The sequence below is a fragment of the Gordonibacter sp. genome (assembly GCF_036667095.1).
In the GTDB taxonomy this organism is placed as follows: Bacteria; Actinomycetota; Coriobacteriia; order Coriobacteriales; family Eggerthellaceae; genus Gordonibacter.
This window is the reverse complement of the sequence record NZ_JAVWUP010000061.1, coordinates 1-14,424: the sequence shown is the minus strand read 5'-3', so window position 1 is coordinate 14,424 and position 14,424 is coordinate 1. Positions and strand designations below refer to the sequence as shown.

General features: G+C 58.3%; 10 protein-coding genes and 1 pseudogene. 2 read left to right on the top strand and 9 right to left on the bottom strand.

The window, feature by feature from the left end:
* The first annotated feature begins 217 nt into the window (after positions 1 to 217).
* Positions 218 to 1,030 carry a hypothetical protein gene (locus RR842_RS07350; RefSeq protein ID WP_332729350.1) on the top strand — a complete coding sequence of 271 codons (813 nt, stop codon included), beginning with the start codon at positions 218 to 220 and terminating at the stop codon, positions 1,028 to 1,030.
* A 175-nt stretch (positions 1,031 to 1,205) separates the two neighbouring features.
* Complete coding sequence (locus RR842_RS07345; protein WP_332565728.1) at positions 1,206 to 2,288, top strand: GGDEF domain-containing protein; 1,083 nt, start codon at positions 1,206 to 1,208, stop codon at positions 2,286 to 2,288.
* 28 nt (positions 2,289 to 2,316) lie between these two features.
* Here RR842_RS07345 and RR842_RS07340 read toward each other — a convergent pair whose 3' ends face one another.
* The 9 genes and pseudogenes from RR842_RS07340 to nrfD (RR842_RS07300) all read right to left on the bottom strand — a co-directional run bounded on the left by RR842_RS07340 (position 2,317) and on the right by nrfD (RR842_RS07300) (position 14,219).
* Entirely contained in the window at positions 2,317 to 4,452 is a 2,136-nt protein-coding gene (locus tag RR842_RS07340; RefSeq protein ID WP_332729348.1) for a radical SAM protein, read from the bottom strand.
* 109 nt (positions 4,453 to 4,561) lie between these two features.
* Positions 4,562 to 5,785 (bottom strand): NrfD/PsrC family molybdoenzyme membrane anchor subunit, encoded by a 1,224-nt coding sequence (nrfD, locus tag RR842_RS07335; protein ID WP_332554208.1) that lies wholly within the window; start codon positions 5,783 to 5,785, stop codon positions 4,562 to 4,564.
* Between the two features lie 16 nt (positions 5,786 to 5,801).
* Entirely contained in the window at positions 5,802 to 6,425 is a 624-nt protein-coding gene (locus RR842_RS07330; protein WP_332514817.1) for a 4Fe-4S dicluster domain-containing protein, read from the bottom strand.
* A complete protein-coding gene (locus tag RR842_RS07325) occupies positions 6,425 to 8,926 on the bottom strand; it encodes a molybdopterin-dependent oxidoreductase (protein WP_332514819.1) in 2,502 nt (833 codons plus the stop codon). The genes RR842_RS07330 and RR842_RS07325 overlap by 1 nt, the downstream gene beginning before the upstream one ends.
* Positions 8,927 to 9,362: 436 nt before the next feature.
* Positions 9,363 to 9,908: pseudogene (locus RR842_RS07320) on the bottom strand (type IV toxin-antitoxin system AbiEi family antitoxin domain-containing protein); the annotation flags it as partial.
* Between the two features lie 153 nt (positions 9,909 to 10,061).
* The gene (locus tag RR842_RS07315) at positions 10,062 to 11,252 is read right to left on the bottom strand and encodes an AAA family ATPase (protein ID WP_332729347.1); all 1,191 of its coding nucleotides are present in this window, start codon (positions 11,250 to 11,252) and stop codon (positions 10,062 to 10,064) included.
* A gap of 503 nt (positions 11,253 to 11,755) precedes the next feature.
* A complete protein-coding gene (locus tag RR842_RS07310; RefSeq protein ID WP_332565714.1) occupies positions 11,756 to 12,727 on the bottom strand; it encodes a slipin family protein in 972 nt (323 codons plus the stop codon).
* A gap of 38 nt (positions 12,728 to 12,765) precedes the next feature.
* Entirely contained in the window at positions 12,766 to 13,167 is a 402-nt protein-coding gene (locus RR842_RS07305; protein ID WP_332565713.1) for a GntR family transcriptional regulator, read from the bottom strand.
* The gene (gene nrfD, locus RR842_RS07300) at positions 13,164 to 14,219 is read right to left on the bottom strand and encodes an NrfD/PsrC family molybdoenzyme membrane anchor subunit (protein ID WP_332565712.1); all 1,056 of its coding nucleotides are present in this window, start codon (positions 14,217 to 14,219) and stop codon (positions 13,164 to 13,166) included. The genes RR842_RS07305 and nrfD (RR842_RS07300) overlap by 4 nt, the downstream gene beginning before the upstream one ends.
* Between the last annotated feature and the right edge of the window lie 205 nt (positions 14,220 to 14,424).

The following is a 14,424-nucleotide window of genomic DNA, read 5'->3' as shown; positions in this document are numbered from 1 at the left end:
GGCAACCTGCTCTGCGGCGGCCTCTTCGCCGAGCGGAGCCGCCCGGTCCGCGTAGTGCGCAAGCGCACCGAGGGCATCTGGCAAGGAAGGGAGCCGAAGAGGGCATGCGCTTTCGATGGGCAATGCACGAATTGCGAGCGAACTGGTATGATGGAGGTCAACAAACCAAGGGGCACCTCGGTCCCGCATTGGCACGTCAGACGGAGAAAGGGCACCCGTGAACAAAAAGGCCATCCTCGCAACGGCAACCTGCGCCGCACTCCTCTCTTTGCCGCTATCTGGCTGCAGCACCGAAACCGAGGAGCCCGGCAACGCACCGACCGTCGATTCCAGCTACACGCTCACCAATACCGACAAGCTGAAGAGCCTCGCCATAGGCGAAACCGCCGTTTGGCGCGACTACGAGGTCACCCTGAAATCCATCGACCGTGCCGGCGGCGCACTCACCGCCCATATAGAGGTAAAAGCCCACACGTTGGACAAGAGACTGAGCACTGAGTGCCTGCTTTCGTTCGGAATACCTCCCACCGGCTCATCGTTCGACGGCAACACCATCACGGTACCCGCAAACGAAAGCGTGTCGGGAACGCTCACGTTCGAAGACCACTACGAATCGCAGCGCCTGTTCTGGAACGACGGTGCTACCGAAGCCACGTGGCAGCTCGACCTGCCGTCGACCCCCTCCAGCGATCCTAAAGCCAGCGAGACCAAGACCGGGGATGCCAAAGCCGGGGACAAGGCGGCTGGTAAACCTGCAGAACCCAAAGCTGGCGAAGCCCAGAAGCAGGCCATGGCAGCTCTCGAGGCGGAAATGCCGTCCCTCTTCACCAACAATACCCTGTACGAGTTCAAAGGCGTCGATGCCGCCACCGCTACGGTAGTGCCCCACGAGGGCGGAGGCTACGAGTACACGAACGCCGCATCCATTGTCGATGGCAACGGCAAACCTAGCACCGTGAACGTACGCCTGATCTGCGAAGCGAACGGCAACTGCATTTCAATGACCGTGGACGGAGCCCTCCTGTTCTAACGCCGGTAGGAGGTCTCCCCTTCCACCGCGCGCAAGAACAGACCATCCGAAGGCACCTGCCAACCCCTGCCACCGCGCAGGCCCCAGACCTGCGTACCTTCCAAATCGCGCCCCTCGCAACACGTTCACCATGCGATAATGGACGCAGTGCAGAAACCGACAACAAGAAGCCGCCATGCCGCTGCAAGAAGCCATATCATCGAACCTGATCCCCTTCGTCGGGCTTGCCTTCCTGCTGTTCATCGTGCGCGCGAACCCTTTGTTCGACCGCAAGCAAACCACGCTGTTCACAATCGCCATCATCGTGAACCTCGTCATGCTCGTCTCCATTTCGACAGATTTCCTCCTTGCCCGAGTGGGAAACGAGGGCATTGCGTGGGTGTTTCGTCGATTCACTTCGTTCCTGAGCTTCGCAGCCGGCCCCATCATCCCCTTCCTCCTGTTCGGTATCTACCGAAAGGGGCGCTACCGCCCGTGGCACTTCGTACTTATCGTGGCGAATGTGGCCATCTGCTTCGCAAGCATGTTCTTCAACCTCGTGTTTCTCATCGGAACGGACAATTCTTACGACCGCGGGCCTTTGTTCTTCGCTCCGTTCCTTATCTCCGTGGGATACATCGCCCTTATCATCCTGCAACCGAGCTCCTCCCATGCACGACAGCAGCGCGTGGAGCGCATCTTTCTCCTCGGGGTCATCGCATTGCTGGTCTTGGGCCTGACGCTGGAAGTAGGATTTCGCTACCGGTTCATGAGCTGGAACTGCTCGGCCATCGGCATCATCTCGTACTACCTGCTGCTCAACATGCATTACTCGACACTCGATTCGCTTACCGGCATCTACAGCCGCGCCGTTTACACCAAACGACTGGCGTCCTTCGAGCGAACGCCGGCGCGCATCATCGCACTTGCCGACATCAACGACTTCAAGGACATCAACGACCAGCTGGGCCATGATGCCGGCGACGAATGCCTCGTCTCGTTCGCCACCATCCTCACCAGAAGCTTCGCCGGAGTAGCCACACCGTACCGCATCGGCGGAGACGAGTTCGCCCTCGTTGCAGAAAACGACGATAGTGCCGCATTCGAGCGATGCCTTGCGGCAGCGCACCAGGAAGCGAAAGCCTGCAACTTCGAATTTGCATGTGGCTACGCCATCCATTATGCCGGCGAGGACATTTCGAAGAAGGTCGACCAAGCCATGTACGAAGAGAAGAAGCGTATGAAGGACCAATCCGAACGAGCAGTGCAACCAGTCTAGGCAACCAGCCGCGGAAAGCCTCGATTCCCTAGCAACCGCGGCTTTTCGCGAGCAGCGCCAGCATCGCCGCAGCAGCACGGTAGAGCGGCTCACGCGCCTGCCCGGCTGCAGCCTCGGCGAAGCCGGGCATCCAAACACGGGCGTGCTCCTCGAGGAACCGACCGTAGGCGGCCTCCGGCGAGCCGCCGGGCAGGGCGTCGTCGGGGACGGGGCGATCGGGGGCGCCTTCGAGCAGGTCCGCCGCCTCGGGGTCCGTCGGTGCAGCGTCCACCGAAGCGGCCCCTGCCGCGCGCAGGGCCAGGTGCTCCAAAAGCTCGCACTCGGTGGCCACGTGGTCGAGCGGCTCGTTGGTGCCCGCAGGGCGCCCCAGGCCGCAGGCGCGCGCGAAGCGCTCGACCTCCATGGAGTGCGGGTTCACGAACAGCAGCGCCTGCACCCCGTCGCCCTGCGCACGGTGGACCCCCTCGTAAGGGGAGACCGCCGGCTCGGGAGCCCCCACGAACAGGCGGGTGGCCTCTGCGCGCAGGGCGTGCAGGAGGGCTTCGGCATCAACAGCTTCACGCCCGGGAGCCGCGGAGCCTGCCGCTTCGAGCTCGCCGGCCCCAGATACGCCCGCTCCGCGAACGGGATCCTCGGACGCATCCGCCTCGAGGGCAGCAGCGCAGTCGGCCAGACCTTCGCCAAAGCCGTCAGGCACGTCGCGCCCCAGCGCACAGATGATCTCGCGTGCCGCATCGAGCCATTCCCCCGAGGCCACCGCATCGGCTAGAACCGCATCGGGATAGCGCAGCGACAAGGCCAAAAACTCCCAAGCCGTTGCTTTAATTTGCCACTTCTCGCTATCGGTCATACAGGCGTCCACTCCTTCGAAATCCACGGGATACAAACCGAGCTCCCGAACACAAGGCCCCTCGGCCCCGCTTTCCACGACGTTGTAGGAAAGCGCTACCTTCACCGGGCTACTGAACAGCAGGTGGGCGTGGCGAGGATGAAAAGCCAGGCACGCGCCACCCTCTTCAAGGCAAGAGGCCGAGAGGCCGTTGCTTTCAAGCACGCGCTTCGCCACAGCGACATCTTGGTCGAACACTTTTGCCGTGTGGTAGAAATACTCATTCGGCAGCAGCTCGTATATGTCCGGGTCGAGCTGCACCGCCGTGTTCTGCTGGTATATTTGGTCGCGATTCTTGTTGTCCAGCGAGCAGTAGTGCACGCCCAGCCCGAGCCCCGCATCCAACGCATACTCCATAAGCTCGAGGCAGCCAAGCTCGCTTTGGGCCACCGGCAGCCCACCCGCATAGCCGTAGTCGTACAGCACGTTGAACGGGGGGTTCTTCACCTTGAAGCCGCGTCGCTCGAATTCGTCCCAGCGATTCAGAGGGAAGCAGAATTCCAGCAGATTGATGCCGGCAATGCCGATGCGATCCAGTGAAGCGAGCACCTCGCGCATGACGTCCTCGGTGCCGGGGATCACCGGCATCTCTACCATAACATCCGCGATGAACTCCTTTGCGCGCGCAATCTTGGCAAGCGTACCGCGCACGGCCTCCTGGCCGTCGTCGAGTTTGATGCTGAAGCGTATTTCGGCAAGCCCAGCATCGGCCAGACGTCGCAGCAGGTCGTCATCGAGCAGGTCGCCTGCCGTATAGAGCCGTGTGTGCGCCTGGGGACAGCGCTCGCGAACGTATGCCAGAAAGTCCAGCGCCTCCCGTGGGTGCAGCAGCGGCTCGCCGCCCGTCAGCCCCACGTGTGTGACACCGCTGCTGGTACGCGCGAACTCGTCGAACTCCGCTTTCCACTCGTCAGGCGTTTTCACATGCAGGTTGTAATCTTGCTGGTTGGGGTTGAAGCAGAAGTAACAGTTCTTGTTGCAGCGCAGCGACAGGAAGAACGTCATGCTGCCGTCGCAGCCCGCACAGGCCTCGCAGGCCGACGACACCCAGTTCACATACACGCTGGCCGTCCCGCTGCGAAAGTGCGCGCCTTTTTCATGTAAACGGCAAACAACCTGCGCCGTGGCATCTGCATGCTCATCGCGGTCTTCGAACACGATACCTTCCGCCTGAAGAGCGGCGATATAGTCGTTCTCGATGGATGCGTACTCGGCGAGCCATGCCGCAAGTGTCGGCCGATCCTCGATACGGATGGGTTCGTCCTCAATAGGCATGGCTGCTCCTCTTTTCGTTGCTATCGAGGGTTATTCTAACAGGAATGAGACACACCGGAGGAAGCTGATGTGTCTCATCGTAGAGCCAAAAGAGATAAGGAATGCGTATCTAGCGCGAAGCCTCCGCGGGGCCCAGCGGCAGATACCGCAGGCCCAGCAGCAAAAGCAAGGCTCCGAGCCCGATCACACCCAACACCACGCCGAACTCGAGCGGCGTCGGAAAATACACGAGCGCATCGTAGGCATGCATCCCACTGGTCCAGTCGGTGATGGTGGTCAACGTCATGGGCGTTGCGTAGTCGATGTTCGGCACTTGGAAACCGCCCACGAGCAGCTGCACGCGCTTGCAGAAGATGCCCACGATGGCCAGCACGCTCGCCACCACGATAAGCGGGTTCGTGCGCAGCTTGGGCACGAAGGCCACGATAGCTGCGCATGCACAGCCGATGACCTCCGTCCAGAAGAATGGTGCCAGCGCGCCAGTGGTCAGCATGGCCACCGTGTCGGCGCCCTCGGCTCCCGGAAAGCCCTCGGTAAGTAAGTCGCAGCCGAAGAAGTACAGGTCGACCAGCACGAACACGCCCAACAGCTTCAGCATTTTCACAACGTATTTCTGATCGAGTTCAAGATAGCCCGCACGGCGCAGGGCGATGACCACCACAAGCACAAGTGCTACGCCGCATACCAAGGCCGACGACACGAACCACGGAGCCAGAAGTGCGGTATGCCACAGGCCGTGCGCCTGCTGCAAGCCGAAGATCCACGCCGTCACGGAGTGCACGAGAATGGCCGTGACCAGCGCCACCACACTGATAACGCGCAGCGAGCGCTCGGAGCCCTTGCCGCCCTCGAAGCGAAGCGTGGCCCACAAGTACACCACGGACAGGATCAGGTACACCGACAGTACGATGATATCCCACATAAGAGGCGAGCCCAGGTTCGAGTACGCGAACAGCTCCCACAGGCGCAGCGGTTGGCCCAGGTCGATGACCACGAACCCGATGGCCAGCACCGTGCAGCAAATGGACGTCCACACGGCAATCTTGGAGATGCCACCGAAGCCCTCGATACCCAGCGCCCGCGGCACGGAGCTGATTATGAGGCCGCCAGCCGACAAGCCCACCAAGAACATGAAACAGGTGATATAGAGGCCCCACGAGTCGAAGTTGCGCATGCCGGTCTGCACGAGGCCACCGGTAAGCTGCACACCCCACAAAACCAGGCCAAATACAGTGACGGCAGCCGCGACAACGATAGCGACGGTCATACCTTTGCCCCCGAATTTGGCAGCGGAAGCCTTAGGCGACGAGGTCGCCTGATTGTTCTCAGACATGATTTTCCCTTTCTGCCTAGACGAGGTAGTAGACGGACGGCTTGGTGCCTTCGCTCGGAAGCAGCTGCATATACTCCCGCTGCCGGATGAGCTTCGACACCTCTGAGGAGGGGTCGTCAAGATCACCGCAATGGCGGGCGCGAGCCGGACAGAGATCCATGCAGGCAGGCACCTCACCGCGAGCTTGGCGCTGATAGCAGAACGTGCACTTCTCAACCGTATGCTTCTGATGTGCAGCAACATCCGCATCGCCGACAGCGTGGTCGGTCGAATATTTCGGCTCTTCCCAGTTGAACGAACGCACGCCTGTGTAAGGACAGGCGGCCATACACATGCGACAGCCGATGCACTTGTCGTAGTCTTGGCGTACAATGCCCGTCTCCGGGTCCTTGTACGTAGCCCCCACCGGACACACCTTCGTACACGCAGGGTTCTCGCAATGCTGGCACGACATTGCAACATACTTCATGGATACATCCGGGAAAATACCGGATGGCGTATCAACCGCATCACCGCCGTCGGTAAGTACACGACTCCACCAATTGGCATCGGGCAGATTGTTCGTCATCTTGCACGCCATGGAGCAGGTATTGCAGCCCACGCACCGCTTCGTGTCGATGACCATTCCGTAACGGGCCATTATCGCTCACCCCCCTCGTACTTCTCAACTTCACAGAGGAAATCGTAGAAAGCGCTGTTCGAAACAAAATCGTTCATGAAAATATTGGTAAGATCCTGCGTATGGCCCTCGACGAACTGATCAACCTGCCACCCGTGAGGAATGGACACAACACCGGGCTTGATCCCCTCCGTCACCAGCGCCTTGAGTACAGCGTACCCATGATCGTTGTACACACGCACGTAGTCGCCCTGCTTGATGCCCCGCGCGGCGGCATCGGTGGCATTCACCTTCAGCAGCGGCTCGGGTTCGAGCTCGCGCAACCACGGGGTATGAGCACACTGAGAGTGCACATGGTACTTCGGATGCTCACTGCATCCCATGAGCGGATACTTTTCCCGCAGAGGATTCTCCCAGTAGGCTTCGTTGGCGTGCTCGTAATGCGGCAAGCGTTCGTAATCGGCTATCTCTTGGCCAAAACTGTTGCGCGGCATCGGCTTCTCGATGTAGTACTGCAAGCGCTGCGTCGGAGTATTAGCGAACGTATCCACCATCGACTTCTCCGTGAACGCATAGTTCTTCACGGGTTTGTCCTTATGGAAGTCGTCGTAGCCGCAACCGCCCGCGATATTGGCAGGCGTATCGATGACAGCACGAAGGAATTCCTCGTCGGATTTGGCATATATCTGGCCCATGCCCAGTTTATCGGCAATGAGACGCATGATCTCGAGATCGGTCTTGCACTCGAACAAGGGGTCGATCACCTTGTGGTAGTACGTCGGGAACGGCGTGGAGCCGCCGCCGTCGAAGTCCTCGGTCTCGTAGGCATGCGTGACAGGCAGCACTACGTCAGCATAGCGCGCCGTGTCGGTGAGGTTCACGTCGGCGCATACGACGAAATCGACCTTCTTGACGGCCTCGACGAGCTGCGCCCGACCCGACTCGCAGGACAGCATGTTGCCGTTCGTGCAGAACAGCATGCGGATGTCGAGATCCTTGCCGGCCCACTGCTTTGTCTCGAGGATCTGGGGCAGGTACATGCCGCAGATGTTGAGCGCCACCTTGCCCAGCATGTACTCGGCGGAGTTCGTGGGCATGGACGTGCCGTAGGCGCGGAACAGCATGGCGCCGGGCTTGCCTGCGTTGCCGGTGAGCGCCCCGATGAGCGAGAGGTTCTTGTAGTTGTGGTGCGAGTTCACGTGGTGGCCGATGCCCTGGTACGTGAGCACGGCGACGGGGCCCTCGGTGGCGTAGGTCTTCGCCAGCATCTCGACCGTCTCAGCGGGCAAGTCGCAGATTTCCGCAGCCTTCTCCACCGTGAATTCCTTGATACTGTCGAGCGTCTTCTGGTACACCGTCTGCACCCGCACGCCCTCATACTCGAAACTACCCAAAAGTACAGGATCGATGGCCTTCGCAGCCATGACGGGGCCATTGGCAGCGGCATCCCATACGACGTTCAGATCGATGACGCTCGGCTTGCCCGTGTAAGGGTTAAGAGGACCTTGCGTAGGCTCTACGCCCAGATCGCTCATACGAAAGTACGTTCCGTCTTCTTTGACAAGCAGCGGCGAGACGGTCTTTTTCTTCATAAACGGCTCGTCCACAAGATCATGCTCGATAATGTAGTTCGCCATACCGAGCATAAGCGCACCATCGGTACCGGGGCGGATAGGTACATAAATGTCGGAATGCATGGCCGAGGCGGTAAACTGCGGGTCGATCGTGATGAGCTTAGCCCCTTTTTCACGCGCCTGACACACGAACTGCCAGTCGTGGATATAGGCTTCAGCCGGATTACCGCCCCATGCCATGATCGTTTTGGCGTTGGCAATGTCAGCGCAGTCGTTGCCCGAAACCGCGAGATCCAACATCTGGGTTTTGAGCTGAGCGTAATCGGCGCTCGCTCCAAGCACCGTAATGCCCGTGGACGTGACGAAGCGACCATAGGCCACCGACATGAAGCCGGCGGACGTGCCGTTTAACACGTTGTTGGAGCCGTAAGATGTCCACAGCGCCACAGACGAGGGACCATGCTGCTCCATGATGGCACCTATTTGCGTAGACACGATCTCGATAGCCTCGTCCCAGCTGATACGCTCCCAATCACCGTTGCCGCGCTGGTCGCCGCTCGGGTTATCGGGGCTCCAGCTAGTACGTTTCATAGGATATTTCAGGCGGTCTGGCTCGTACAGGCGTTGAGGCTGGGTATAGCCCTTCACGCACAGACGGCGACGCACCTTATCTTCTCCTGGCAGTTGCGCGGCAGTGGTACGCACGACCTTGCCTTCACGCACGACTACCTCCTGCGGACAACGGCTGCCGCAATTGCCGCGACACGACGTACGGAACACCTGCTCAGCTGCTGCGCCTGTCGCTTCGTCCGCCAACGCCTTGTCAGCGGAGAGACTGGTCAGGGCCACTCCTGAACCGGCGATAGCCGTCACCCCCGCAACGGCCCCGGTAGTTTTGAGAAAGTTTCTACGAGTTAGCCCTTGCTTCAGACTCTTCGTTTCCGACATTTCCCCTCCCAACTTGTTCGATGGAATGCTTCGGAGAATAAGGCTTGTCTCGACGGTGGTACCTGCCGATGTACGTAAACCCCAAATTCCCCTTTACAGCGATCGGCCGATCGTTCGTGTCATAGTCTGCCATACACTGTTGCGAGTAGCAACCTGAAACTATGACAAAGTATGACAAGCTATTATTCTATTTTTAGGATAATACTTAGTGAACTGGGGTTTTATATGATGATTTGAGCACTTACGCTAGGCAAGCCGTTGAATAAGGGCACCTTTTCCGATAAACCACCAGCGCAGAACTTAGGTTAAAGCTTGATAAAACGTCTGGCCTTACCGCTATTTGAATTCAGAATGGTCCCAGCAATTCGAGCAGCTTTCGGCTTGCGCCATAGCATGAACGACGGGCGACAAGAACACGTCAAAGCAGCAGGATCGCCTATACGAGCCATATGCCAACCCTTTCTTCTACGCGCTTAGACATTCCCCGCTTGCTCGCATACTCGATCAGGCGGGGAATACTGCGCCGCTCATAGTTCACATACGCCTGCACCGCTTTGCAGAATATCTCTGCATCGATCTTGCGTTCGCTCCGAATCACCTCGCATATGAGCCTATCCCGATCAAAAATGTTCAACATGATACCGTTGAAATCATCCTGCATTACACCATATGCAAGATGGTCTTTCGTCATGTAAAAAGGGCTGATAGGTGGATATTCGATATTGAACCGCGCTTTCGAAGTGTTTCTGTCCACAGCTATATCCCAAGCTGACGGTGTCCAATCGCTGTAACCAAAATGACACAGCGCACTGTAGCGGCAGATTACTCCATCGGGATAAAGCAAGGCAATGAGTTGCTCTTCCTCAAGGTCCGCTGCGTAGGACAGGCGATAATACCCATGTTTGACCCGTTCGATCACGCCTTCCTCCACAAGTGCGGCGATGTTTTCGGGGCGAAAACCGGCAAGGCGCAGCTCGCCCGACTCGAATAGGGGCGTATAGCGTCGTTTTCATGTCTTTGATTTTCCGTGCAAGTGTTCTTCGTGTCATGTATAAATCACCTCAAATAGAATTGCTTTGAGGTGATTTATACATTTCAAACTACTTTGACAATGGCACAAACTTGCGCGGCTGAACTAGACCGTTACGAACAGAGGGATCTTCCCCAAGAGAAAGTCTTCCAAGGGGCACTCCTCGCTTCCCACCACAAGAGAGGATGCGTGAGGACTGCGCTTCAAGAACTCCCGAACGCCTTTCGTTCCCTTTATGCGACCGCTTTTTACTTCGATAGCCGTCAACATAGAGGCCTTTTTTATAACGAAGTCAACCTCCTCGCCTTTTGAGGTGCGCCACCAAAACACCTCGAACCCTTCTTCCACTGAGCGCTCAATCAGATACGCGCCCACTGCGCTCTCTATCAGATGAGCTCTTTTTTCCGGATCGGCCAGAACGGTGTTTTTATTCGATCCATAAGGGTAGGTCATAAGAGACGTATCATGAATCATGAGACGAGGAGAACTGCGTCGTATGCGGGCAGCGTCCAGTGCGTATTTCTGCAGGCCGCTGAGCATACCCGCTTTTGACAGGAGATCCAAGTAATGCGCAATGGTCACCGTGTTCCCGGCATCTTGCAATTGTCCCATTATCTTGGTGTAAGACACCTCTTGCGCAGAATAGGACGACCCCATGACGAATAACGACTTGAGCAGAGCCGGCTTTTCTATTCGTTCCATTTGCAGAATATCTTGCGAGATAGTTGGTTCAACAATAGAAGTCTGCATATACCGTGCCCAGCGAATTGGGTCACCCTTGCGCTTCGCTGCCCCCGGGTATCCTCCGAAGAATAAAAAATCGTCCAGCGAGTACCCAAAGGCATCCCGGCATTCCGAGAATGACCAATGCATGCTATAGAGCACTTCAAAACGCCCCATGAGGGAGTCCTCCATGCCTTGCTGAATCAGCAACGAGGAGGAACCCGTCAACAATACCTTTACCGGCACGTTCGATCGCGTATCTTCGTCCCACATTTTTTTTGCCACCGCTGCCCAATGGGGTAATTTTTGAACCTCGTCAACTACGAAAAGGGCTCCTTGCGCTTCGCTGGATGCAAGCATGCGTGCTTTTCTCCACTCACTCGCAAACCATTCTTCAGTATTGAGTGAATAATCATCCGCAGCAATAAGATGATAGGGAATGTCTAGGGAGTTAAGAACTTGTCCGATAGCCGTAGATTTGCCAGTTTGGCGTGGACCTACAAGTATTTGCATGAACTCTCTTGGCTCTTGCATTCTGGCAACTATCTCGGCCACGAGTGCTCTTTCAAACATGCGAGTCCTCCTTCATTTATCCAGGATTAGACTATTTACTCATCATACTGAGTTATTTACTCAATGCCTTGAGTAATAGAGAACTACCTTATTACTCCACAGTGAGCGCCATGTGCCGCCTTTGACATCGTCTAGCCAGGGTCACCGCACAGTAATCCGGGCAACACAGTCCTTACCCCTTAGGAACCTGGGATTACAGGAATCTTGTTTTGTGAAAGCAAGGTTTATAGAAATCTTGTCGCCCTGATGCAAAGCGCTTACCAGCTCATACAGGTTTCTTGCAGTCTCGCCGATGAAGCCACGTCTAAGCGGGAGATTCGCGCGCTCGAAGCCGCTATGAAACGCTACGACATCGCAGAATCATGGATTGTCACACTCGATGAAGAGCGCGAGATATCCACCGCGCAAGGGACGATTCACGTCGTACCTGCCTGGAGATGGTTGCTTTCTTAGCCCCTGGCTCCATGAAAGCAGTCGAGCAGCTTCCGACTCCCGTTTCCCCGCTACTCCCCCGTCGTCTTCGCTGCCCGGTCAGCCTCGGTCTCGGTGAAGCCTTCGCTGAACGCGCTGGGGATGACCAGAGTGCCGCCAGACTTCTTCACGCTTTCGTAGGCCAGATGCATCGTGCGCAGCTTCATGGCCTCGGCGTTGCCCTTGTAGGCCTCGGAGGCATCGGCCAGCATGTCGGAGATGTCCTTCTCCGCTTCGGCCAGCACCATACGCGCGTTCTTCTCGCGCTCGGCCACGGCTTCCAGCGCCATGGCCTCTTGTAGCTCCTTGGGAACCACGATATCACGAACCTCTACGTCGATGATGTCGATACCCCAGGGCGAGAGCTTCTCCTCGATGGCGGCTTTCAGTTCCTCGTCCAGCTGGTCGCGGCGCATAGCCACTTCCGACACCGTCGCGCGGCCGATGGCCTTGCGCATGGACGTTTGGGCCACCCACGCCACAGCCGACGAGTAATCCTCCACCTCGACGCAGGCGGCTTTCGCGTTGAACACCATCCAGAACAACACCGCGTCCACGTTGATGGGCACCAGATCGCTCGTGAGCGTTTCTTCGGCTCCGAAGTACGTCGTGCACACGCGCTGGTCGACACGCAGCGTGTAGAACTCGACGATAGGCCAGGTGAACACGATGCCCGGCCCTGCCACGCGGTTGAACTTGCCGAAGCGCAACACCACGGCTTTCTCCCACTCCAGCACGATATGCACCGACGACGCCACGAGCCAGCCCGCCACCACGGCTGCAATCAAGGCTGCGATCCCCACGCCGCCGAAGCCGAAGAACGACACCGCCAGCACCGCCCCAAACCCAACCAGGAACAAGACGAGAGCGAACACCGTCGCCCCGTTGCGCGACGCGCGACGACGCCCTGTATCGAAGCGGTTGTCCGCATAGCCGGTACGCGACGACGAGCTGGCCGGCGTCGGCCCGTCGAAGTTGCCAGCGTTTCCTTGAGTGCGTCGCATCGCATTCCCTCCCCGTCGAAAAGAGCCTTGAGCCGTCGTTACCCGCGGTCTCGGCGTGATCGTGCTTCTTGTATGCATGAATCGAACTGCTCCTGGATGTCCTCGAGCGACATGCCCAGCTCAAAGCATCGTTTCAGATATTCGGTGGTGACGATGCGCGCCGTAGAGGCAATGCTCACCCCCGGCTTATCGCTCACGTCGCACACAAACGCGCCCTGCCGGCGGCGTGACTGGATGTATCCATCCTGCTCAAGGCTCATGTACACCTTGCTGATGGTGTTGTAGTTCACCTCAACGTCGGCAGCGAGCCCACGCACGGTGGGCAACTGGTCTCCGGGCATGTAGTAGCCCGACGTTATCAGGTAGATGAAGCGGTTCTTCAATTGCAGCCAAATAGGCAGGCTGCTTTTCTCGTCTATTTCGAACAGGGCTTCCGTCATGCCGTCTCTATCATTCGTGCCGTTTTTGTTATGTCATGTCCGTCGAAGTCGTACGTTGTCCCGTCGAGCACAAACAGATCAATACCCCGAACCTGGCTGCCAGCTTCGTTCAGAAAAGGCGCGGTCGTCGCCGGCACCTCTTCAAGCACCGGGGCTCGATGCACGCCAGCCTCCACCAAACTCCAGCGCAGGCAGAAGGCACCAACCAGCACCAGCACCGCGGCAAGCGCAAGGCCCGCTCGCTGCCCCGAGGAACTGCGCGGCAAAGCCAACTCGATCGCCAGCGGCGCCACCAAACCGCAGAGAGCGAACCCCGCCCACCACGCAAGCGACGCCTCGCCTTGGAACAAAGTGCGCAGCGACTCCACCACACCTAGATGGTCGCTTGCATTTGCCAGCAGAACGAATACGAGCGCGCAGAGGGCCTCGCATCCGATCACCACCGCGTCGACGCGGGTAAGAAGGCGCAGCACGTGCATCGCTCGCCCGTCCGCCTCCACGAAGAAGGCTGCCGCGAACACCAGCGCCGCCCCCGACGAGGCCGAAGACAGCAGGAACAGCACCGGCAGCAGGGGTGAATTCCAAAACGCGACCCCGCCCGTGCCCTGCAGCAGCAACCCGGTGTACACCATAACCACCAAGCCGAACACCACCGCTGCAATCTCGACAGCAAACACCAGCGAGCGAGCGACTTCAGGCAGATAGACAAAGCGGACTATCGTCAAAAAAGCGGCACACGCCGCTAGGACAACCAGCGCGAACGCTCCCAGCGTCAGCAGCGATACCGAAGGGCTGGTGAACAGCGTGATAGCGCGATCGATGCGCCCGAGGTCGAACAGCAAACTGAGCGCCCCCACCACTAGGCACAGCAGACCCACAAGCATTCCATACGAGACCATCCTGCTCAAAGGAGCACCGGAAAGCCCCGCCTCATAGAGGGAATTGCCGAAGGACTCCTTCACCACGATGAGGTCGAGCAGCGCGCACACAACCACAGCACCCGCTCCGGCCCCTCCAAGGAACAGGTAGAACACGGCAAGCTCTCCGAGCATCGTCCCCTCCTCGTCCCCTACGGCCAGGGGCGAACCCTAACGTCAAACGGTTTCATGCCGCATCAGTATGACACAAGTTCAGCCCCCTGCCTATGACACCCTGTCATAGGCAGGGGGCTGAACTTGGCTGAACTTGGCTAAGGGGCATTGATCGCGTAAGAGGCGCACGCGGGTTGCTAAAAGCAAGGCACCGGAATGCAGCCTG